The 21,142-nt window shown below is 65.5% G+C and carries 18 protein-coding genes; 7 read left to right on the top strand and 11 right to left on the bottom strand.

All coding sequences use genetic code 11. The features are described from left to right. The first annotated feature begins 159 nt into the window (after window positions 1-159). Window positions 160-1,059, top strand: a complete 900-nt coding sequence (locus ACTJKQ_RS04630) for a DMT family transporter (protein WP_440596170.1) — start codon at window positions 160-162, stop codon at window positions 1,057-1,059. Between the two features lie 97 nt (window positions 1,060-1,156). Here ACTJKQ_RS04630 and ACTJKQ_RS04625 read toward each other — a convergent pair whose 3' ends face one another. The 3 genes from ACTJKQ_RS04625 to ACTJKQ_RS04615 all read right to left on the bottom strand — a co-directional run bounded on the left by ACTJKQ_RS04625 (window position 1,157) and on the right by ACTJKQ_RS04615 (window position 5,928). Next, a complete protein-coding gene (locus ACTJKQ_RS04625; RefSeq protein WP_440596169.1) occupies window positions 1,157-3,832 on the bottom strand; it encodes a bifunctional diguanylate cyclase/phosphodiesterase in 2,676 nt (891 codons plus the stop codon). Further along, on the bottom strand, window positions 3,829-4,944 hold the full coding sequence (locus ACTJKQ_RS04620) for a TRAP transporter substrate-binding protein (protein ID WP_440596168.1): 1,116 nt from the start codon (window positions 4,942-4,944) through the stop codon (window positions 3,829-3,831). Before ACTJKQ_RS04620 ends, ACTJKQ_RS04625 begins: the two co-directional genes overlap by 4 nt. Before the next feature lie 153 nt (window positions 4,945-5,097). Beyond that, window positions 5,098-5,928: an SDR family oxidoreductase gene (locus tag ACTJKQ_RS04615; RefSeq protein WP_440596167.1), complete on the bottom strand. Its 831-nt coding sequence runs from the start codon at window positions 5,926-5,928 to the stop codon at window positions 5,098-5,100. A gap of 65 nt (window positions 5,929-5,993) precedes the next feature. Here ACTJKQ_RS04615 and ACTJKQ_RS04610 point away from each other — a divergent pair, with 65 nt between their 5' ends. Then, window positions 5,994-6,620 carry an SH3 domain-containing protein gene (locus tag ACTJKQ_RS04610; RefSeq protein ID WP_440596166.1) on the top strand — a complete coding sequence of 209 codons (627 nt, stop codon included), beginning with the start codon at window positions 5,994-5,996 and terminating at the stop codon, window positions 6,618-6,620. Window positions 6,621-6,632: 12 nt separating this feature from the next. Then, window positions 6,633-7,673: a M48 family metalloprotease gene (locus ACTJKQ_RS04605; RefSeq protein ID WP_440596165.1), complete on the top strand. Its 1,041-nt coding sequence runs from the start codon at window positions 6,633-6,635 to the stop codon at window positions 7,671-7,673. A 56-nt stretch (window positions 7,674-7,729) separates the two neighbouring features. Here the strand turns inward: ACTJKQ_RS04605 and ACTJKQ_RS04600 are convergent, their stop codons facing one another. The 8 genes from ACTJKQ_RS04600 to ACTJKQ_RS04565 form a co-directional block, all read right to left on the bottom strand. Then, a complete protein-coding gene (locus tag ACTJKQ_RS04600; protein ID WP_440596164.1) occupies window positions 7,730-8,629 on the bottom strand; it encodes a DMT family transporter in 900 nt (299 codons plus the stop codon). Window positions 8,630-8,819: 190 nt separating this feature from the next. Then, complete coding sequence (locus tag ACTJKQ_RS04595) at window positions 8,820-10,118, bottom strand: DUF3422 family protein (RefSeq protein ID WP_056060948.1); 1,299 nt, start codon at window positions 10,116-10,118, stop codon at window positions 8,820-8,822. A gap of 118 nt (window positions 10,119-10,236) precedes the next feature. Beyond that, on the bottom strand, window positions 10,237-11,748 hold the full coding sequence (locus ACTJKQ_RS04590) for a tripartite tricarboxylate transporter permease (RefSeq protein WP_056060945.1): 1,512 nt from the start codon (window positions 11,746-11,748) through the stop codon (window positions 10,237-10,239). A gap of 15 nt (window positions 11,749-11,763) precedes the next feature. Next, window positions 11,764-12,252, bottom strand: coding sequence for a tripartite tricarboxylate transporter TctB family protein (locus tag ACTJKQ_RS04585; protein WP_056060942.1), 489 nt, complete (start codon window positions 12,250-12,252; stop codon window positions 11,764-11,766). Window positions 12,253-12,448: 196 nt separating this feature from the next. After that, window positions 12,449-14,242, bottom strand: coding sequence for a GspE/PulE family protein (locus tag ACTJKQ_RS04580; RefSeq protein WP_056060938.1), 1,794 nt, complete (start codon window positions 14,240-14,242; stop codon window positions 12,449-12,451). A 13-nt stretch (window positions 14,243-14,255) separates the two neighbouring features. Continuing rightward, window positions 14,256-15,020 (bottom strand): spermidine synthase, encoded by a 765-nt coding sequence (locus tag ACTJKQ_RS04575; RefSeq protein WP_440596163.1) that lies wholly within the window; start codon window positions 15,018-15,020, stop codon window positions 14,256-14,258. Continuing rightward, window positions 15,021-15,650, bottom strand: a complete 630-nt coding sequence (locus ACTJKQ_RS04570; protein WP_440596162.1) for a DNA-deoxyinosine glycosylase — start codon at window positions 15,648-15,650, stop codon at window positions 15,021-15,023. 145 nt (window positions 15,651-15,795) lie between these two features. Continuing rightward, a complete protein-coding gene (locus tag ACTJKQ_RS04565) occupies window positions 15,796-16,626 on the bottom strand; it encodes a TatD family hydrolase (protein WP_440596161.1) in 831 nt (276 codons plus the stop codon). A gap of 147 nt (window positions 16,627-16,773) precedes the next feature. Here ACTJKQ_RS04565 and ACTJKQ_RS04560 point away from each other — a divergent pair, with 147 nt between their 5' ends. The 4 genes from ACTJKQ_RS04560 to ACTJKQ_RS04545 are packed head-to-tail and all read left to right on the top strand — an operon-like array spanning window position 16,774 to window position 20,942. Next, a complete protein-coding gene (locus ACTJKQ_RS04560; protein WP_192418471.1) occupies window positions 16,774-17,721 on the top strand; it encodes a S1C family serine protease in 948 nt (315 codons plus the stop codon). Between the two features lie 44 nt (window positions 17,722-17,765). Further along, on the top strand, window positions 17,766-18,782 hold the full coding sequence (locus ACTJKQ_RS04555) for an AAA family ATPase (protein ID WP_015013050.1): 1,017 nt from the start codon (window positions 17,766-17,768) through the stop codon (window positions 18,780-18,782). A gap of 11 nt (window positions 18,783-18,793) precedes the next feature. Beyond that, the gene (locus ACTJKQ_RS04550; RefSeq protein WP_440596160.1) at window positions 18,794-19,840 is read left to right on the top strand and encodes a DUF58 domain-containing protein; all 1,047 of its coding nucleotides are present in this window, start codon (window positions 18,794-18,796) and stop codon (window positions 19,838-19,840) included. Between the two features lie 55 nt (window positions 19,841-19,895). After that, the gene (locus ACTJKQ_RS04545) at window positions 19,896-20,942 is read left to right on the top strand and encodes a VWA domain-containing protein (protein ID WP_056060921.1); all 1,047 of its coding nucleotides are present in this window, start codon (window positions 19,896-19,898) and stop codon (window positions 20,940-20,942) included. Window positions 20,943-21,142 lie beyond the last annotated feature (200 nt).

Raw genomic sequence — 21,142 nt, 5'->3', positions numbered from 1 at the left:
AACGTCTCCTCAAACAAAAAAGGGGGGGGATGTCTCAACGGCGGCCATCCTGCCACGAATCGCACGCGGTTGCCGACGGCCCTTGCAGCACCGGTGCGTGCTGGGGCCTTGTGCCCCGGGCGCAGCAGGGCCCGGGCTGCACCGTTACAGTGCAGCCCCATGACTCAAAAAATCACACCCGGCACGGCCGTGCTGCTGGTGATTCCGCCCCTGCTGTGGGCCGGCAACGCGGTGGTGGGGCGGCTGGTGCATGACCTGATTCCCCCCATCACCCTGAACTTCATCCGCTGGGTGCTGGCCTTTGCCATCCTGCTGCCCCTGGCCCATGGCGTGCTGCGCGCCGACAGCCCGCTGTGGCCGCACTGGCGCCGCTATGCGCTGCTGGGCCTGCTGGGCATCGGGGCCTACAACGCGCTGCAGTACATGGCGCTGCAAACCTCCACCCCCATCAACGTGACGCTGGTCGGCTCCAGCATGCCGGTGTGGATGCTGGCCGTGGGCGCGCTGTTCTTCGGGGCCACCGTCACGCGGCGGCAGGTACTGGGGGCATTGCTGTCGGTGTGTGGTGTGCTGCTGGTGCTGAGCCGGGGCGAGTGGTCACAGCTGCTGGCCTTCCGCCTGGTGCCGGGCGATTTGTTCATGCTGCTGGCGACCATCTCCTGGGCGTTCTACAGCTGGCTGCTGTCTCGCACCAGCGAGCCCACCAGCATCCGGGGCGACTGGGCCGCGTTCTTGATGGCACAGATGGTATTTGGGCTGGCCTGGTCGGGCAGCTTTGCGGGGGCCGAATGGGCCAGCGGGCGCACGCACATCGAATGGGGCTGGCCGCTGATTGCCGCCCTGGCCTTCATTGCTGTGGGGCCTGCGGTGCTAGCCTACCGCTGCTGGGGGGTGGGCGTGCAACGCGCTGGGCCTGCAGCCGCCGGGTTTTTCATCAACCTCACGCCCTTGTTTGCGGGGGTGCTGTCGGCGGCGTTTCTGGGGGACACGCCCAAGGCCTTTCACGGCGTGGCGTTTGCGTTGATTGTGGGCGGGATCGTGGTGTCGTCACGGCGCTGACAAGGCCTTTTGAAACAAAGATCCAGTGGAGCGCTAGTGGATATTGCCTTGTTTGCTACTCAAAACATAGCAATCAAGAGCTACGTTGGAATACGCCTCAGCCTTGCACGGCGGTGGCGGTGGCGGTGGCGGACTCGATCAACGCCTCCAGGTCGGCCACCGGGGTAGGCCGCCCCAGCAGATAGCCCTGGAAGTACACACACCCGTGCCGGGCCAGAAAGTCCTTCTGTGCCTCGGTTTCCACCCCTTCGGCAATCACATCCAGCTCCAGGTTGCGCGCCATGCCCAGAATGGTCTGCACGATCACATCGTCGGTGTGCCGTACCCCCAGGTTGCGGACAAAAGACTGGTCGATCTTGAGCTGGTCCAGCGGCAGCCGCGTGAGATACGCCAGCGATGAATAGCCGGTGCCAAAGTCATCCACCGAAAAGCGCACGCCCTTGGTCTTGAGCATGCCGATCTTGGCGATGGTGTCGTCCACGTTGTCCAGCACCAGTGATTCGGTGAGTTCGAGCTTGAGCAGGTGTGGCTTGGCGCCCGTCTCGCGCAGCACCTCCACCACCCGGGCCACAAAGTCGCGCTGGCGGAACTGCCGCGCACTCACGTTGACCGACACCTGCAGGTGCCGGTACCGCTCGTCCCCCTGCCAGGCCGCCAGTTGCTCGCAGGCCGTGCGCAGCACCCAGTGGCCCATGGGCACGATGAGTTCGCTTTCTTCGGCCACGCCTATGAACTCGCCGGGCGCAACCAGCCCGCGCTCGGGGTGCTGCCACCGGATCAAGGCCTCGGCGCCCACCATGCGGCCATCCAGGTGGAACTGCGGCTGGTAGTGCAGCACAAACTGCCGCGCCGTGAGCGCCATCTGCAGGTCGGTCTCCAGCTGCGCGCGCATGCTGATGACAATCTGCATCTGGGGGTCAAAAAAGCACAGCGCGTTGCGCCCTTGCGATTTGACCTGGTACATGGCGATGTCCGCCTCTTTCAGCAGATCCACCGACGACTGCAGGCTGCCGCCCATCAGCGTGGCGCCAATGCTGGGCGTGCTGTGGTGCGCGTTCCCCCCCAACGTGTAGGGCACATTCAGTTTGCGCAGGATCTTCTCGCCCACCCGGCGCGCCTGGGCGGCGGCTTCATCACGGTGCACCGACAGGTCGCTGAGCATGACCACGAATTCGTCGCCCCCCAGGCGCGCCACCGTGTCCTCGCGCCGCACGCAGGTCTTCAGACGCTGGGCCACCTGGCGCAACAGCATGTCGCCCACCTCATGGCCCCGCGTGTCGTTCAGGGTCTTGAAGTGGTCCAGGTCCAGGAACAACAAGGCGCCGTACTGCCCGCTGCGCACGCTGGCGGCAATGGCTTGCTGCATGCGGTCCATCAACAGACGGCGGTTGGGCAGGTTGGTCAGCGGATCGTAAAAGGCCAGGCTCTCAATCTCCGTGCTGGCCTTGCGCAGCACAGTCACGTCGTGGTAGCTGACGACGAGGCCGCCATCGGGCGTGGCGCGTTCGGTGATCTGGATGGTGCTGCCGTTGGCGTACGACTGTTCACGCGGCTCCGGCTGGTGCTTTTGCCTCTCCAGGCGCTGGCTCACCCACCGCTTGCGCTCATCGTCGGACAGGCGGGGCACATGGTGCTCCACCGTGGCCTCCAGCACCGTTCGGAACGGAATGAGTGGCGTGATCACGCCCTTCAGCCACGGGAGAATCGTCTCCAGCTGGCGGTTCCACTGCACCACGCGATGCTGGCTGTCCAATAGCAAGAAGCCGCTCACCATGGACTCCAGCGCCTGGTCCAGCGTGGCCTTGGACTGCGCAATGGCCAGGCGGGCCTGGGACATCCGGTCCACGTAGCGCAGCGCCAGCACCCCCGCTGCAAAGATCATGGCGATGAACAGCGCGGTGGTCAGTGCAATGGCATCGCGCTGGTCGCGCCAGCCGGCGAGTGCCGCATCCAGCGGAATGCTGGCCGCGATGCGCAAGTCCTGGTACAGGATGGGCCGGAACACCACCAGCGATGGCTCGCCGGTCAATCGCGCAGGGGCCTGCCAGGCCATTCCCCGGTCGACCAAATCTCCGATGGGCGGCGTGAGGGTGGGCGCGGTCACGTCTTCGCGGTTGGGCACGCTCAGCAGCAGTTGCCCGGTGGCGCGCTCCAGCGTGACCTGCAGACCGCTGATGTCCACGCCCTGTACCAGCACCGAGCTCAAGGCCGACACCGGCAGCTCGGCCACGGCCACCACCCGCGAGCTGTCCGCCATGCGCAGGTGGCGAGCGAAGTACAACACTTTCTCGGAACTGGCAAAGCTCACCACCGGCGCGCTGACCATCAGGGTGGATACAGGTTGCTCCAGCACGCTCTCCAGAAAACCGGCCGGCAGTTGCACCAACAGGCTGGCGCCTGCGGGGTCGGACGACGCCAACGCCTTGCCCGTGCTGTCGAGCACCGCCACGTAGCGCACCATGAGGTTCTGCCGCGCCGACCCCCGCAGCCGCTGGCTGGCCGTATCGGCATCCAGCCACTTGGGCATGGCATTGGACAGTCCCAGCAGCTCGTCCATACTGGCCAGCAGCACGTCCACGGCCAGCAGCGAGCGGTTGAGTGCCGCCTCTGCGCCCGCCACGAAGCGGGTGGCCTGGGCCTCGCTATCGGCCAGCGCGGCCTGGCGGGCATTCCACGCCAGGGTACCGGCCACCGCCACCACGGCCGCCACAAACACTGCAGCGCCCGCCCAGACATAGGCCTTGATGCGCGAAGGTGCGGCGGACTCTGTCATTTCGCAGGCGCTGCCTGCAGCCCACGCACTGGCCCGATGGTCTGGTTCCAGACCTGCGCGCAGCGAGCGCCGCAACGCTGCACCCAGCGCGGCAACACGGTGGATTCAAGGATCTCCTGGCGCCTGCGCTCATCCTGGGGCGACACGGGCACCACCACCATGCTGCCCTTGGTGCCAGCGCTGCAGGTGGAGGCACCCCGGTTGCAAGCCAGTCCGTCGGCAGTTTCACGCTCGGACTCAGCCCAGATGGCAGCTTCCAGGCGGGGCAGCTCGCGCTTGAGCAGCGTGCGCAGGTCGGCCGGCAGCGCCGCCCAGGCGGCCTGGTTGGCACCGAACACGGCGAGCCCCCAGGTCACCGGCAGGGTGTGCACGTGGGTGGTGAGCGACGGCAGGCCAAGCATGTTGCCCGACATGGTGCCGGTGATGGCGCATTCGGTATTGCCCGCGGTCAAGCTCGGCACGATCTGCGAAAAACTGGTCAGCACGGGCACCCCGCCCAAGGCGCCCACAAAGTCGGCCTGGCTGGCTGACGACACTCGCACGCGGCGGCCAGTGAGTTCGGCCAGCGTGCGCAGTGGCTTCTTGCAGAACACCACCTGCGCCGGGTACACATAGATGGCGAGTGCCTCGACGCCATGCTGCTCACGCAACGCCTTTTCAAGGTAGGGGCGAAACGCCGCCAGCGTGGTCTTGAGCGTGGCAAGGTCGGGGTTCAGTCCGGCCAGGTCAGGCGCTGTGTATTCGGGGTATTGCGCGGTGAACGAACTCATCAGGGTGGTGCCAAAAGGAACCACGCCCAGCTGCAACAAACGCAGCATCTCGGCCCCGGGCACGCCGGCCCGGTCAAAGGGCACGATCTCTGCCTGGAAGCGCCCGGCACTCAGGCGAGAAAGCTCCTTGGTCCAGAAGGGCTCTTCCTGCCGGACGTACTGGCTGATACCGGCCAGACCGCCCACGATGCGCAACCGGTACGGAGCTACCGCTGCAGTGCCCGCACCCGCCGCGCTGGCCGCATCGGCGGCCTGCACAGCTGCCCCAACGCTCAGCGCCAGACACAGCAGGGTGCATTGGCGTTTCAGGCGCAGCAGAAAGGGAGTGTGGACAGATTGCATGGCGGCGGACAGTGGCAGGCGCTGGCCCGCAGTATTCCACCAATTATTCAGCGCTCCGGTAAAGCTGTCGGCAAAACACCACGCCAGCTTCCGTTCTGCGGGAGCACTGCGCCACACAGCCCACCAGCCGGGCCTCGTCGGGCCCGGCCTGCGTCAGAACGTACCGGGGTAGGCACCACCGTCGGCCAGCACGTTCTGTCCCGTCATGTAGCCCGCGTGCACGCTGCACAGGAAGGCGCAAATGGCACCAAACTCTTCGGCAGAGCCATACCGCCCTGCCGGGATCTGCGCCTGCTGCGCGGAGCGCACATCCTGGACGCTCTTGCCCGCCTTGCTGGCGGCTGCCGTGACGGTGGCTGCGAGCCGGTCGGTGTCGAATTTACCAGGCAGCAGGTTGTTGATGGTCACCCCACTCGCTGCGATCTTGCTGCGCGACACACCCGCCACAAACCCCGTGAGACCACTGCGCGCGCCGTTGGACAGGCCCAGGATGTCGATGGGCGCCTTCACGGCGCTGGAAGTGATGTTGACGATGCGGCCAAACCCGCGTTCAGCCATGCCATCCACCGTGGCCTGGATCAGTTCGATAGGGGTCAGCATATTGGCGTCCACAGCCTTGATCCAGGCGTCGCGGTTCCAGTCGCGGAAGTCGCCGGTGGGTGGGCCGCCTGCGTTGGTGACCACGATGTCGAAGTCACGGCCCGGTCCTCCGGCCACCGAGAACACCGCCGCACGCCCTTCGGGCGTGGTGATGTCGGCCGCCACAGCCAGCACCTGCGGCGATGCACCCTTTTGGCCGCTGGCGCTAGTCTTGTTTGCACTTTCAGCTATCAAACGAGTAGCAGCCTGTTCGAGTGCCTCGGCACTGCGGGCGTTGATGACCACATTGACACCCTCGTGCACCAAAGCCTGCGCGCAGCCATAGCCCAGCCCCTTGCTCGCGCCACACACCAGCGCCCATTTGCCTGCAATACCCAAATCCATAACAATCTCCTGGTTGCACACTGATACAAGTGTGCTTTGTTAAATCATAGTTGGAGAGCATCACCATGAACCGGCCGCACTGGAAAGCCCTGGCGCCTTGGCTGGCATCGGCCGCGATGGCCCTTTTGCCACTGCTCTGCACCACAGCGCATGCGCAGGAGGTTGCCGTGGTCAAACGCGCCACCCAGCTGCGCGACAGCCCCGCAGAAAGCGGCGCCAGCGTGGCACCCCTGGAGGCCAACTCAGTAGTCACGCGCAGCAGTGAGCGCAAGGGGCCCTGGACCAAGGTCAGCACAGCACAAGGCGCTACGGGCTGGGTCCATATGTTTGACCTGGGCCCCCAGTCAGGCGCTGCACCGGCCACTGGCAATGCCGCAACGAGCGGAATGCGAGGCCTTGGCAGCTTGTTCGGCGGAAACAGCGGCGGCACCACGACAGCCACCTCCACCGTGGGCATCCGGGGTCTGGGAGCCGAAGACATCGCCAAGGCGCAACCCAACCCGGCTGCCGTGACCCAGGCCGAGGGGCTGCGGGTCAACGCCGACCAAGCCCGCCAGTTCGCCAGCAATGCGTCGCTGCAGCCACGCAACGTGGCACCCCTGGCGGAGCCGCCCCGGCCCTCCTCCAGCAGCGGATCGGGGGCGACAGGCTCGTCCAACAATCCGTCCGACCCCAATTTCAGCCCCAACTGAGCGAGAGCTGCCATGCGTCTGCCCCCATCCCTCTCCCGCACCCGGCTGCTCGCTGCGGCGTGCACCGCCCTGGCCCTGACCCTGCTCCCCAGCCAGGGACAGAGCCAGGGGGTCATGAATCTGCTCAACGCCCTGGGTGGTGGCAGCCCCACCAGCAACACCGGCGGAGGCCTGCTGGGCGCCATCACCGGTGGAGGCAGCCCCGCAGGCCAGGGAGATGACCTCATCAGCATGCTCACCCGTTCGGTCGAGAGCATCGACGAGCCCCGCGAGATCGAAATCGGCCGCCAACTCTCGGCCGTGCTGCTGGGCAGCAAACCCCTGCACCCGGACATGGCACTGCAGCGGTATGTGAATCAGCTCGGGCGCTGGATCAGCCTGCAATCGCCCCGCCCCAACCTGCCGTGGACCTTTCTGGTGCTGGACGACTCGGGGTACAACGCCTTTGCGGCCCCGGGGGGGTATGTGTTCGTGACCAAGGGCCTGATCGACCGCTGCGCCGACGAGGCCGAGCTGGCTGGCATCCTCGCCCACGAAATCACCCACGTCACCGCCAAACACCACCTGCTGGCCATTCGCAAGACGGCACAGTCGGGCATGCTGACCCAGTTGGTGGCTTCGCAGATCAAGACCAACGCCGTGGGCAACGTGGTGGCCTCGCAATTTTTGGCACTGGGGCGCAACCTGTACGCACGCGGCCTGGACCAGACCGATGAGTACGATGCCGACCGCACTGGCGTGGCCCTGGCCACCCGCGCGGGGTTTGATCCCTATGGACTGGTGTCGGTGCTCCAGCACCTGCGCACCGCCACGCCTGACAACCCGGCCTTCACGCTGGCACTGGCCACGCACCCGCCGGCACAGGCGCGCCTGGAGCAACTGGAGCTGGCCATGGGCAAGAACCTCGATGGATTCACCGGCACGGCCCCCGTGACGGTGGCCCAGCGTATGAATCCCAAGACTGCGCCCGCAGCAGCAGCGGTGCCGTCGCCTGCCGCACCGGCCGAGGCACCAGCCCGCAGCAAGGCAGCTCCCAAAAAGAAGACGTCATAAAAGCAAGCAGGGCGGCCCTTGTCACGGCGCCCCAAAGGGCTGCGGGATGTGGGCTGTCAGACCCTGCGCGCCATGCGGGTAAAAATGAAGATACCCGCGACCACAAGCACCGTCCCGGCAGCGACCCACACCGTGAACGGTTCGCCCAGAATCCACACGCCCATGAGGATGGTGGACAACGGGCCCACCATGCCCGTCTGCGCGGCCATGCCTGCGCCGATGCGCTCAATGGCCATCATCACCATCAGCACGGGCGCGGCCGTGCACAAGGTGGCGTTGAGCACCGACAGCCAGATCACCTCAGGCGCAACGACTGCCGCATTCAGCGGCCGCAGCACCACAAACTGCAACAGGCAGCACAGGCAAGCCACGGTGGTGGCAAGCCCCACCAACCGCAGCGCGCCCAGGCGCTGCACCATCTCGCCGCTGTAAACCAGATAGATGGCATAGCTGACCGCGCTCAGGAACACCAGCAAGGTGCCCCAGGCAGCATTGGCACCCTGCAGGTTGGCCTCGTGGCCAAACACCAGAACCACGCCGCTGTAGCTCACCAGCATGCCTGCCGCCTGGGCCCAGCGGATACCACGCCCGTACAACACCCAGCCCAGCAACACGACCAGCGTGGGGTTGAGGTACAGGATGAGGCGCTCCAGGCTGGCGCTGATATAGGCAAGCCCTGCAAAGTCGAGAAAACTCGCCAGATAGTAGCCGGTGACACCCAGGCCCAGCACGCCCAGCCAGTCCTTGCGGGTGAGCGGCGGTTTGCCCCGGCTGGCCCACCAGGCCATCACGGCAAAGATGGGCAGCGCAAACAGCATGCGGTACATGATGAGCGTGACCGCATCCACCCCATGGCGGTAGGCCAGCTTGACGATGACGGCCTTGCCGCTGAAGGCGATGGAGCCCAGGAATGCCAACACAAGGCCGGAGGCAATGCTCTTCTTTTCAGTGGTCACGGGTACGAAGGGACGCAAAGCGCCTGCTGAAGTATCTGCCGGACAGTGGTCGCCGGAGCGTTGCGCCCAGTGTGACACGGCAAGGCTGGTGCAGGCCATCGAACCTCTGCGCGGGCGCCCCCTTCATCAACGATGGCTGACAAGCCAAAGTGCACCCCGTGCCGCTCGACAGATCGGTGGGCCAACCGCCTTAGCGGTGTTTGTGGAACACCCGCTGGTGCAGCCGCCGCAGTGACCACCACACCCCTGCCGCCACCACCGGAATCGCGAGGGCTGCCGTGGTCTCCGGCGACAACGGCCAGCCCAGTTTTTGCGCGCCCTTGGCCAGATAGCTGACGAGCCCGACGATGTAATAGGTAATGGCCGCCACAGACAACCCCTCCACGGTGGACTGCATCTGCAACTGCAGATCCTGCCGGTGGTTCATGGTGGTCAGCAGCGCCTGGCTGCTTTGCTGCTGTTCGATCTCTACCCGGGTGCGCAGCAGGTTGCTCATGCGCGATACGCGCTGCGACAGCGCATCCTGCCGACGGGTTGCCCACTCACAGGTACTCCGAGCAGGGGTCAGGCGCCGGTCCATGAACTCCCGGATGGTCTGCATGCCCGCCAGGCGGGACTCGGCAATGTCCTGGATACGGCGGTCCAGCAATTCAAAGTAGGCACTACTGGCCGAGAAGCGCGAGTGCGTGGCGGCGTACTGACTTTCCACCTGCCCGGCCAGGCGCGTCAGCCGATCGAGCAAGGCGGGCTCGTCGTCACGGTTGGCCGTGCGGATGGCTTCAGCCAGCGCCGCCAGTTCGCGCTCAGCAAAGGCCAGCACGCTGGCAGCCTCGCGAGCGGCAGGCAGGCCGAGCAAGGCAGCCATGCGGTAGGTCTCGATTTCCAGCAGGCGCTGCACCAAACGCCCCAGGCGCCGTGGTGTCATGCCCCCTGCGAGCAGCACCATACGCGAAAAGCCGTCGGCGTGGATCGCAAAGTCGGTGTACACCTCACCATGCCCGTCGGCCACGGTAGAAGCTACCAATGTGTCTTCGTGCAGAACATGCTTGACCAGAGAGCCCGATCCAAAGGTGTGTGTGGGCAGCACCCACAGGTTCAGGCTGCACAGGCACTGGCCGGGCAAAGCTGCGAGCCAGTCGTGCGGAACGGAATCCACGGCACTGACCGGCTCCCGCTCTCCAAAAGCCTCCACCGGCGCCGGGACCATGAAGGTCCAAGTGACGAATTCGGTGTGCATCTCCCAGCGCATCCGAAAAGCGCCCAAGTCCATCCGCAAGTGGGTGGTCTGGGCGTCGGGAAGCGCCATGTGGTGGTCCCGCAGGAGCGCGGCCACATGGGCCCGGCTGGCCTCACGCCCTGCCGCATCGGCCAGCATCACGATGTGGGCGATGGCCAGCGGGGCATTCATCGCCTCGGGCGGGCGGGCGTGGATTTCGTTGTGCAGCATCGCCCGGTGCGGGTGCTGCGTGGGATGAAACGGTGTGGACATGCGGACCTCTGCCCGCAATTGTGTACTGGCGACAGCCGTACCACGTGGACGCCACTGCCCAAAAAACAACGGCACCCGAAGGTGCCGTTGATCAGGGTGAGAAAAGAATCGGAACCGATCAGTCTTCCACAAACGCTTCTTCGCGCTTGTTCTTGACTGAAGGCAGCAGCACGATGATGAGCAGCAGTGCCGCAGCCGCCAACAGGCCAGCCGACAGCGGACGCGTCACAAACACGCTCCAGTCACCACGCGACAGCAGCAGCGCACGGCGCAGGTTCTCTTCCATCATGGGGCCCAGAATGAAGCCCAGCAGCAAAGGTGCAGGCTCGGTGCCCAACTTGTGAAAGATGTAGCCAATCAGACCGAACGCACCCACCATCCAGATGTCGAAGGTGTTGTTGTTGGTGGAGTACACACCCACCGCGCAGAACAGCACGATGGACGGATACAGCCAGCGGTAAGGCACGGTCAGCAGCTTGATCCAAATGCCTATCAGCGGCAGGTTCAGGATCACCAGCATGGCGTTACCGATCCACATCGAAGCGATCAGGCCCCAGAACAGTTCGGGGTTGCTCGTCATCACCTGGGGACCAGGCTGGATGTTGTGGATGGTCATGGCACCCACCATCAGCGCCATCACGGCATTCGGCGGGATACCCAGCGTCAGCAGAGGGATAAACGAGGTTTGCGAACCTGCGTTGTTGGCCGACTCAGGGGCCGCTACACCGCGGATGTTGCCTTGTCCGAAGGGCACTTCGCCAGGACGCAGCTTGGTCTTCTTTTCCACCGTATAGGCAGCAAAAGCGGCCAGCAAGGCACCACCACCGGGCAAGATGCCCAGAGCAGAACCCAGCGCTGTGCCCCGCAGCACAGCGGGGATCATGTTCTTGAAGTCTTCCTTGGTGGGGAACAGACCTTCCACCTTGGCAGTGAACACCTCACGCTCATCATCGGGGCGCGAGAGGTTGGCGATGATTTCACCGTAACCGAACACACCCATGGCGATGGTCACAAAACCGATGCCGTCGGTCAGCTCAGGGATATCGAAGCTGAAGCGCGCCACACCCGAGTTCACGTCGGTCCCCACCAGACCCATCAGCAGGCCCAGCACGATCATGGCCACCGCCTTGAGCAACGAACCCGAGGCCAACACCACGGCACCGATCAGGCCCAAGGTCATCAGCGAGAAGTATTCGGCAGGGCCGAACTTGAACGCCACTTCGGTCAGCGGAGGCGCAAAGGCCGCCAGGATCAGCGTGCCCACGCAGCCCGCAAAGAACGAACCCAGGCCCGCAGCCGCCAGCGCCGGCCCCGCTCGCCCCTTGCGCGCCATCTGGTAACCGTCAATCACGGTCACCACCGACGAGGACTCGCCTGGCAGGTTCACCAGAATGGCGGTGGTGGAACCACCGTACTGGGCACCGTAGTAAATACCAGCCAGCATGATCAGCGCCGCCACCGGGGGCAGCGCATAGGTGGCGGGCAGCAACATGGCGATGGTCGCCACCGGGCCAATGCCTGGCAACACGCCAATGAGCGTGCCGAGCAAACAGCCCACAAAACAGTAAATCAGGTTCTGGAAGGTGAAAGCAACACCAAAACCCAACGACAAGTTGTTAATAAGATCCATGGTCGGTGCTCCTGCTTAACCTGCGATGAAACTCGGCCACACAGGAAACTGCAGCTTGAGCGCCCACACAAAAGCCACATAGCTGCCGATGGCCAGCACGGTGGCGAGAACAAATACGGCCTTGGCATTGAACTCATTGCCAGCCAGGCTGGAGATGAAGGTCAGTGCATAGATGCCCACGATGAGCCCCATGGCTGGAATGCCCAGGCTAGGCAAGCCGCCCAGCAGAATGCCGAAGGCAAAGTTGGCGGCCAGGATGAAGAACAGCGGCTTCCAGGCCCATTTGCCGATCTTGTCGCCGTCGGCGGTTTCCACGGTAAGCGCCTTGAAGGTGATCACGCTGCCGATGAGGGCCAGCAAGATACCCAGCAACAACGGGAAGTAGCCAGGGCCCATGCGCGCGCCCGTGCCCACGTTGTAAGTGGTGGCACCCCACGCAAATGCGACCCCGACGCCCATGAACATGAGCCCGGACGCAAAGTCTTTATTACTCTTGATTTTCACGAATTGTCTCCTTGACGGAATTCTCGACTGCGCGATTGTGCTGGCAAGGAGGGGGCGGCGCGATGTGGATTCCACCTACATCCGGTAACGCCTGGCAGGCATGCACCACCGGGCGAGTCGCCCAGGAGACTGTCTCGAAAACCACTCTGGAAGACGGCTGGCCAACCGCAGAGGAATGACCGCCCCTCCCCTTCGCTCACTCCAGAGGCGGCGTGGCAGCAATCACCTCTTCCATGGTGGTTAGCCCCTCCGCCACGCGCAGCGCACCCGCCAGGCGCAAGGGACGCATGCCGTCTTGCACGGCCTGGCGGCGCAGTACGTCAATGGAAGGCGCCTGGGTGATTTTGTCCTTGAGCGCCTCACTGACGGTGAGCAATTCATAGAGCCCCATGCGGCCCCTGAAACCGCCCATGCGGCAATCCACGCAACCGACCGGCTTGTACGGGTGGTAGCTACCACTGATCTTCCAGGGCTTGACCACCTCGGTCAGGGCTTCGCGGCTCGCGGCCTCATCCTTTTGTTTGCAGTGCTTGCACAGCGTGCGCACCAGCCGTTGGGCCAGCACGCCCAGCAAGGTGGCATTGATGAGGTACGACGGAACACCCAGCTCCATCATGCGGGTGATGGCGCTGGGGGCATCGTTGGTGTGCAGGGTAGAGAACACCAGGTGGCCTGTCAGCGCCGCCTGGATGGCCATCTCGGCGGTCTCCAGGTCGCGGATCTCACCCACCATGATGATGTCAGGGTCCTGCCGCATCAGGGCGCGCAGGCCTTCGGCAAAGTTGAAGTCGAGCTGCGGCTGCACCTGGGTCTGGTTGAAGCTGGGCTCGATCATTTCGATGGGGTCTTCCACCGTGCTCACGTTGACCTCTTCGGTGGCCACGCGCTTCAGGGTCGAGTACAGCGTGGTGGTCTTGCCCGAGCCCGTGGGGCCAGTCACCAGGATGATGCCGTGCGGCCGCTTGACCAACGCCTCCCAGCGCTGCGCATCGTGCTGCGCAAAGCCCAGGGCATCAAGGTCCTTGACCGCGTTGTCCGGGTCAAAAATGCGCATGACCATCTTTTCGCCAAACGCAGTGGGTAAGGTGGACAGGCGCATTTCCACCTCTTCGCCCCGCTGGTTGCGGGTCTTGATGCGGCCGTCCTGTGGGCGGCGTTTTTCCACCACATCGATGCGACCCAGCAACTTGATGCGCGCCACCATCGCGTTGTGCACGCCCATGGGCATCTGGTAGACCGGGTGCAGCACACCGTCGATACGAAAACGGATCACGCCCTGGTCGCGGCGCGGCTCCAGGTGAATGTCGCTCGCACGCTGGTCAAACGCGTACTGCCAGAGCCAGTCCACCACCTTGACCACGCCCTGGTCGTTGGCATCGAGCTGCTTGTTGCTTTTGCCCAGCTCCACCAGCTGCTCAAAGCTGCTGCCACCCGAGTTGCCGCCAGCCTTCTGCGCGGCGCGCACCGACTTGGCCAGCGCAAAAAATTCGGCCGTGAAGCGGTGGATGTCTTGGGGGTTCGCCACCACCCGACGCACCGAGCGGCGCGACTGGCGCTCCACCTCGGCCACCCAGTCATCGATGAAAGGCTCGGCCGTGGCCACCACCACTTCTTTGCTGGTCACCTGCACGGGCAGCACCTTGTGGCGTTCCGCATAAGTGGCGCTCATGGTGTCTGCTACGCGCCCCACATCCACCTTGAGGGGGTCGATGCGCAGGTAGGCGAGGCCCGCACGTTGCGCCAGATACTCGGACAGCGCCTCGATGTCGAGCGGCTTGCTGTCGCTGGCGCGCTCCATGGCCACACTGGCCAGGCGCACCAGGGCATGCTGGGAGCTCTCGGCCTGCGAACAGCGGGCGATGGTGCGTTGCGCTTCCTCGCGCGAGATCACCTTGTCATCGCTGAGCCACTGCACCATGCGGCGCCAGTCCACCGGGCCAATGTGTGAAGCCGACTTCAGCCGGTCAGGAGTCACGACAGGAGCATTCATTGCAAGATTCCTCTCAGGGGTTCACAGGCTTGAACACCCGCAGCCATTTGGTGGTGGGCAGGTCCCACCGCGCCTGGATCGCCTCGGCCCGCTCGGCCAGTTCCGCGCGCTTGGGCCGCGTGGGGGTGCGCTGGGCCAGCACCACCGTGTTGCCTTCACGCGTGGGCTTGAACGCCCACAGCGCATCGTTGCCAAACGCCTGGGACATGCTCTGCAGGCTGCGGTCAAAGCTCGACGCGCGGCCGAACAGGTTCACGGTCATGCAGCCCGTCTCCGTGAGCAGTGCGCGGCAGTCGGCATAAAAATCGGGGCTATCGAGCACGGGGGCCGCAGCCTCGTGGTCATACAGGTCCACAGCCAGCGCATCCACTGTGCCCAGCCACATGGGGTTCTGGATCTCCTTGGACGCGTCGGCCAGCACCACGCGCAGCTTGGGGCCGTCGGGCGGCAGCTTGAACCACTGGCGGCACACGGCCAGCACCTGCGGGTTCAGCTCGATGGCGGTGGTGCAGATGCGCAGCTTTTTGTGGCAGAACTTGGTGATGGCACCCGCCCCCAGGCCCAACTGCATGGCATGGCCCTTGGACACCTGCGCCAGGTCGGCAAACAGCAGCCAAGCCATCATGCGCTGCACGTATTCCAGCTCCAGGGCAAAGGGCTCGTCGATGCGCATGGAGCCCTGGATCCAGGGTGTGCCCAGGTGCAGGTGGCGCACTTCGCCGTCGTCAGACACGCTGACTTCGGGCAGTTCTTGCAAGGTTTCTTTTTTACGGGCCATTCACAGCAATCCGTGCCGGGCCATCACATCGGCCCAAGCGGTCAATTTACGTTCAAAACTCCAGGAGGCGTTGGCCGGGCTGGTCGATGGCAGCCGCACGGCCTCGATGGCACGTGCACCTGACGTGCCCACATCATGCGGCAAGAGCGTCGGCTGCCCGGCAGCTCCCAGCGCGGCAAGCGCCGCCGGCGCGTGCCGAAAACTCTCCGCACCGTTGTGCGCCAGCGCGGCCAGCCGGGGGCACACGCTGCGCAGCGCCGCAAAGTCGTTGAGCCGGGCGTTACGGATGCTGGTGTCCAGGCTGCCCTCGCGCTCGCAGCTCTGGTACACGTCCCACAGGCCCAGGCCGCGATCCAGCAGCCAGGCGCAGCGGTCTGCATACCCATCCGGCCCCGTCGGGGGCAAGGGATGCTGGGGCCACAAGGCCTGCAGGATCTTCCAGAAATGGTTCTGGGGGTGCGCGTAGTACTGGCGGGCTTGCAATGACGCAGCCCCCGGGAAACTGCCCAGCACCAGCACCACGGTGCCCGCACCTGCCACCGGCGGCAGGCCCAGCCAGCGCGCGGATGGGCCGACGGCGTCAGGAGTGGCGGCCACAGACGGATCGGCGGCAACAGGGACTGGGGACATGGGGCAATTTTGGCCCCAAAGGGCCGTCAGCCCCGTCCGGCAGCACAAAAAAGATAGCTGTCGGCCCTTTGCCACAGGGCGTCAAGCTCCCAAATTTCTCCCCATTTATCATTTTTTTGCCGATCCCTCATCCACCCTGCAATCGCTACCCGTCTGTCAGCAGCCCCTCCAACCGGGGCAAGGCGGCCAAGGCATTGGCCCTGGTGCTGCCAGCCAGCGCCGGCACAGACTCGCCGCGCAACTGGGCCACCACGGCCGCAATGCCGGGTAGTTCCCCCGGACTGTTGCGGCCCTGGGGCCGCCCTGCAGCGCGCTCAGCCGCCGTGGTGTAGAGCCAGTGGGGCGGAATGTCAGGCGCGTCGGTCTCCAGCACCAGGGCATCGCCGGGCAGCTCGGTGGCCAGACGGCGCAGCTGCAGGGCACGGTCATAGGTCACCGCACCGCCAAATCCCAGCTTGAAGCCCAGACCGATGAACGCTTGCGCCTGCTGCAGGCTGCCGTTGAAGGCATGCGCAATGCCGCCGCGCACCGGCAAATCCCGCAGGCCCTTGAGCAGCTTGTCGGCAGAACGGCGCACATGCAGGATCACCGGCAGGTCAAACCGCCGGGCCAGCTGCAGCTGTGCGCGGTAGAACCGCTCCTGGCGCGCCGGGTCGAGGCCCGGCACAAAATAATCGAGGCCGATCTCGCCAATCGCCACCAGGCGCGGGTCGGCGTGGTGCTGCTCCAGATACCCGGCCAGATGCTGCAGGTCCTCCTCCTCGGCGCGCCCTGTGTAGAGGGGATGAATGCCCAGCGCATAGCTGTCCCCATGCTGGTGCGCCAGCGCCCGCACGGTGTCCCAGTTGCTGCGCTCCACGGCCGGAATCACGCAATGGCAAACGCCTTGCGCCGCAGCCTGCGCACGGACCGCACTGCGGTCGGCATCGAACTCGGGTGCGTCGAGGTGGCAGTGGGTATCGATCCAGGCGGTCATGCGCCGATGATGCCCGATGCAGCCTGCAAAGGCTGCGGTCGCAGGGGACGGTGGGCCCGTGTAGCCCTGCATGTGCATTTGCCCGCAAACCGTGCTACTGTCATTTGCGTGCGCCAGGCCCTGGCGTGTACGAGCAAAGGTGACAGGATGCCCCGGCCCGCCCTCTACAGCAGCTCCCGCCCCGCCCGCAGCCGCACGCCTGCGGCGGTGGATGCCACCGAAGCCGTGGCCTCCACAGCGCCGCCCGCAGATGATTCGCCAGCGAAGAACGCCGCCACCGCAGCCGCCACGCCCCCGAATTCCCGGGCATTCAAACGCCAGCTGGTTGCCCTGTGGACCATCGTGGTGCTGTTGGCCGCCTTGCTGGTAGCCAGCGCCTGGCACAACACCCGCAGCCCCGCCCGCAAGATCACCCAGGACGACATCGACGCCGCGGTGCTGCGCACGCTGGAGACCACCACCCCGCCCTCTGCCGCCGCGCGGGCTGTGGAGAGCATCGGCCCCTCGGTGGTGCGCGTGGTGGGCTACGGGCGCAGCAAGAACGGCAAGGAAGAGGTCGAGCGCGGCATCGGCACGGGCGTGGTCATCGTGGACAAAGGCGTCATCCTGACCAACCTGCATGTGGTGGCGGGCTCAGACCGCATCGGCATCACCTTCCACGACGGACTGGAAACCACGGCCAGCATCACCGGCGTACAACCCGAAAACGACCTGGCCGTGCTGCAGGCCCACAAGGTGCCCGACGACCTGGAGGCCGCCACCCTGCGGTCCACCCAGAACCTGCGCCCGGGCGACCATGTGGTGGCCGTCGGCTTTCCTTTTGGCATCGGCCCGTCGGCCTCGGCGGGCGTGGTGTCCGGCCTCCAGCGCGAGTTCACGTCGCCCGAGGGCAAGCGCCAGCTCAGCAATCTGATCCAGTTCGACGCAGCGGCCAACCCTGGCAACTCTGGCGGCCCGCTGGTGACGATGGACGGCGAGGTGGTGGGCATCGTCACCGCCATCCTCAACCCCACGCAGGCGCGCACCTTCATCGGCATCGGTTTTGCGGTGCCCATCGAAAACGCGGCGTCCGCCGTCGGCATGCCCCCGTTCTGACCGTACGCCGCCCCACCATTTCACTCGTCATCGCAAGGAGCCCCATGTCATCCAGCACGTCGCCCAATGCATCGAACGCTGCCACCGCCACGCTGATGGAACAGGTGCTCTACGAGGTCAAACGCGTGGTGGTCGGGCAAGACCGCTTTCTGGAGCGTGTCATGGTCGCCATGCTGGCCCAGGGCCACCTGCTGGTCGAGGGCGTGCCGGGCCTGGCCAAGACGCTGACGGTGAAAACACTCGCCAGCACCATTCAGGGCAGCTTCAAGCGCATCCAGTTCACACCCGACCTGGTGCCCGCCGACCTGGTGGGCACGCGCATGTACAACCAGAAAACCGGCGAGTTCAGCACCACGTTGGGGCCCGTTTTCACCCACCTGCTGCTGGCCGACGAAATCAACCGCGCGCCCGCCAAGGTGCAGAGCGCGCTGCTGGAGGTGATGCAGGAGCGCCAGGTGACCATTGCAGGCGAAACCCACAAGGTGCCTGAGCCCTTCCTGGTGATGGCCACCCAGAACCCCATCGAGACCGAAGGCACCTACGCGCTGCCCGAGGCGCAGGTGGACCGTTTCATGATGAAGGTGCTGCTGGGCTACCCCACCGAGGAAGAAGAATTCGTGATCGCCCAGCGCGCGCTCGATGTGCCCGTGCAGGTGCTACCCGTGGCCACCACGGCGCAGCTGGCGGCATTGCAGGCCGAATGCCGCACGGTGTATGTAGATCCGTCGATGCTGCAGTACGCCGTGAAGCTGGTGGCGGCCACGCGCGAGCCTGCGCGCCATGGCCTGAAAGACCTGGCCAGCTACATCAGCTGCGGCGCCAGCCCGCGCGCCACCATTGCCCTGGCCGAGGGCGCGCAGGCCCTGGCCATGCTGCGCGGGCGCAACTATGTGCTGCCCGAAGACATGGTGGACCTGGCCGCCGATGTGCTGCGCCACCGTGTGGCGCTGTCGTACGAGGCGCTGTCTGAAGGGCTGGATGCCGACGCGCTCATCCAGCGCATCATGGCCAAGATCCCGGCACCGGCGCGCCCCTTGCACCACGAACAAAAAGCCGCTTGAGTCCACCCGCCATGACCAGCAAGCCGCCCGCCACATCCGTCCCATCCGCCACGGTCCACACCCTGCCCACACTGCCCGGGCAGGCCGACCGGCTGCTGCGCGAGCTGGAGTGGAAGGTGATCCGCCGCCTGGACGGCCTGCTGCAGGGCGACTACCGCACGCTGATGCGCGGCACCGGTCTGGACCTGACCGACCTGCGCGAATACCAGCCGCATGACGACGTGCGCCACATCGACTGGAACGTGACCGCGCGGCTGAACACGCCCCATGTGCGCGTGTTCACCGAAGACCGCGAAATGTCGGCCTGGTTTCTGCTGGACCTGAGTCCGTCGATCAGCTTTGGCCCCACCGGCCATGCCAAGCGCGACATCCTGACCGGCTTTGTGGCCGTGCTTTCGCGCCTGCTCACCCGCCACGGCAACCGTGTGGGCGCCGTGCTCTACGGCGGTGCCAGTCCGCAGGCCGAACGCGCAGTGGACGCGGTGCTGCCCCCGCGCAGCAGCCGCGCCCATGTGCTGCACCTGGTGCACAAACTGCTGCCGTCCAAAACCCCGGTGCCGCCGCACAAGACGGGGGGCGGCGCCACCGAACTGCACCGGCTGCTGCAAACCGGCCTGGCCACGCTCAAGCGCCGGTCCACCGTGTTTGTGGTGTCCGACTTCATCAGCGCGCCCGGCTGGGAAAAGCCCCTGGCCCAGCTGGCCCAGAGGCATGACGTGGTGGCCGTGCGCCTGCTCGACCCGCTGGAGCTGGAGCTGCCCGACGTGGGCCTGGTCACGCTGCGCGATGCCGAAAGCGGCGAGCAACTGCAGGTGGACACACACGACGCGGGCTTTCGCCGCCGCTTTGCCCAGCTGGCCGCCGACCGCGAGGCGGCGCTGCGTGAAGGCCTGACCCGCGCGGGCGCCGACACGCTGGAGCTGTGCACCGACGACGATCTGGTCGACGCCCTGCTGCGCTTCATGGACCTGCGCCAGCGCCGGGTGCGGGCGCACAGCAACCCCCTCGTCCCCGCATCGGCATCCGCAGGCCCTGCCGCAACGGCTGCCGCCGCCTGACCTATCGATTGATCACCCGCCGCACACGCTGTACTCGCCACCAAGGACACACACCATGGTTTTTCTCTGGCCCACCCTGCTCTGGCTGCTGCTGGCTGTGCCCCTCTTGGTACTGCTGTACTGGTGGCTGCTGCACCGGCGCAAGAAAACAGCGCTGACCTACTCCAGCCTGTCCCTGGTGCGCGAGGCCATGGGCCCGGGCCAGCACCTGCGCCGCCACATCCCGCCCGCGCTGTTTCTGCTGGCCCTGGTGGCGCTGCTGCTGGCCGCTGCGCGCCCGCTGGCCGTCATCACCCTGCCCTCGCAGGACCAGACCATCATGCTGGCCATGGACGTGTCGGGCAGCATGCGCGCCGCCGACGTGGAGCCCGACCGCATCACCGCCGCCCAGAACGCCGCCAAGGCCTTCATTGCCGACCTGCCGCGCCATGTGCGCGTGGGCATCGTGGCCTTTGCGGGCAGCGCCCAGCTGGCCCAGCTGCCCACCCAGAGCCGCGAAGACCTGGTGAAAGCCATCGACAGCTTCCAGCTGCAGCGCGGCACGGCCACGGGCAACGGCATCATGCTGTCGCTGGCCACCATCTTTCCCGATGCGGGCATCGACATCGCCGCGCTGGGCGGCCGCCAGGCCATGCGCCCGAAGCCCATCGAAGAGCTGGGCAAACAACAGGACCCCGCCAAGACCTTCACGCCCGTGGCCCCAGGCTCGTACAACTCGGCCGCCATCATCATGCTGACGGACGGTCAGCGCACCACAGGCGTGGACCCACTGGAAGCCGCCAAGTGGGCGGCCGACCGGGGGGTGCGGGTGTACACGGTGGGGGTAGGCACGGTGCAGGGCGAGACCATTGGCTTTGAGGGCTGGTCGATGCGGGTACGGCTGGACGAAGAAACCCTGAAGGCCGTGGCTGCTCGGACCAATGCCGAGTACTTTCATGCGGCGACGGCGGCAGACTTGAAGAAGGTGTACGAGACGCTGAGCTCGCGGCTGACGGTGGAGAAGAAGGAGACGGAGATTTCGTCTTTGCTGGCGTTGTTGGGGGCGGTGCTGGCGTTGGTAGCGGCGGGGTTGTCGGTGTGGTGGTATGGGCGGGTGATGTGATTTTTTTGGGTGATTTTGGCTGGATGCGCTAGTGGAATATGCGGTGGTAGCTATTAATTTTGTAGCGTTTAGCTGCGTGCACTGATTTGGCCGCATGCTTGGGTTGAGGGCGGAGGCCGGGAGTCGCCCGGCAGGCGAGTAACTTTCTCTTGTCTCGCCAAGAGAAAGTCACCAAAGAGAAAGCGACCCCACTGTCTGCG

It is taken from the genome of Acidovorax sp. 22279, assembly GCF_052045435.1.
In the GTDB taxonomy this organism is placed as follows: Bacteria; Pseudomonadota; Gammaproteobacteria; order Burkholderiales; family Burkholderiaceae_C; genus Acidovorax; species Acidovorax delafieldii.
Note: the sequence above shows the minus strand (reverse complement) of the source record. Positions and strands in the feature narration are given on the sequence as shown.

Bases quoted from the DNA above. Each gene is read 5' to 3' on its own strand.
- ACTJKQ_RS04630 (WP_440596170.1), top strand. From the start codon at position 160: ATGACTCAAAAAATCACACCCGGCACGGCCGTGCTGCTGGTGATTCCG.
- ACTJKQ_RS04625 (WP_440596169.1), bottom strand. From the start codon at position 3,832: ATGACAGAGTCCGCCGCACCTTCGCGCATCAAGGCCTATGTCTGGGCG.
- ACTJKQ_RS04620 (WP_440596168.1), bottom strand. From the start codon at position 4,944: ATGCAATCTGTCCACACTCCCTTTCTGCTGCGCCTGAAACGCCAATGC.
- ACTJKQ_RS04615 (WP_440596167.1), bottom strand. From the start codon at position 5,928: ATGGATTTGGGTATTGCAGGCAAATGGGCGCTGGTGTGTGGCGCGAGC.
- ACTJKQ_RS04610 (WP_440596166.1), top strand. From the start codon at position 5,994: ATGAACCGGCCGCACTGGAAAGCCCTGGCGCCTTGGCTGGCATCGGCC.
- ACTJKQ_RS04605 (WP_440596165.1), top strand. From the start codon at position 6,633: ATGCGTCTGCCCCCATCCCTCTCCCGCACCCGGCTGCTCGCTGCGGCG.
- ACTJKQ_RS04595 (WP_056060948.1), bottom strand. From the start codon at position 10,118: ATGTCCACACCGTTTCATCCCACGCAGCACCCGCACCGGGCGATGCTG.
- ACTJKQ_RS04590 (WP_056060945.1), bottom strand. From the start codon at position 11,748: ATGGATCTTATTAACAACTTGTCGTTGGGTTTTGGTGTTGCTTTCACC.
- ACTJKQ_RS04580 (WP_056060938.1), bottom strand. From the start codon at position 14,242: ATGAATGCTCCTGTCGTGACTCCTGACCGGCTGAAGTCGGCTTCACAC.
- ACTJKQ_RS04575 (WP_440596163.1), bottom strand. From the start codon at position 15,020: ATGGCCCGTAAAAAAGAAACCTTGCAAGAACTGCCCGAAGTCAGCGTG.
- ACTJKQ_RS04570 (WP_440596162.1), bottom strand. From the start codon at position 15,650: ATGTCCCCAGTCCCTGTTGCCGCCGATCCGTCTGTGGCCGCCACTCCT.
- ACTJKQ_RS04565 (WP_440596161.1), bottom strand. From the start codon at position 16,626: ATGACCGCCTGGATCGATACCCACTGCCACCTCGACGCACCCGAGTTC.
- ACTJKQ_RS04560 (WP_192418471.1), top strand. From the start codon at position 16,774: ATGCCCCGGCCCGCCCTCTACAGCAGCTCCCGCCCCGCCCGCAGCCGC.
- ACTJKQ_RS04555 (WP_015013050.1), top strand. From the start codon at position 17,766: ATGTCATCCAGCACGTCGCCCAATGCATCGAACGCTGCCACCGCCACG.
- ACTJKQ_RS04550 (WP_440596160.1), top strand. From the start codon at position 18,794: ATGACCAGCAAGCCGCCCGCCACATCCGTCCCATCCGCCACGGTCCAC.
- ACTJKQ_RS04545 (WP_056060921.1), top strand. From the start codon at position 19,896: ATGGTTTTTCTCTGGCCCACCCTGCTCTGGCTGCTGCTGGCTGTGCCC.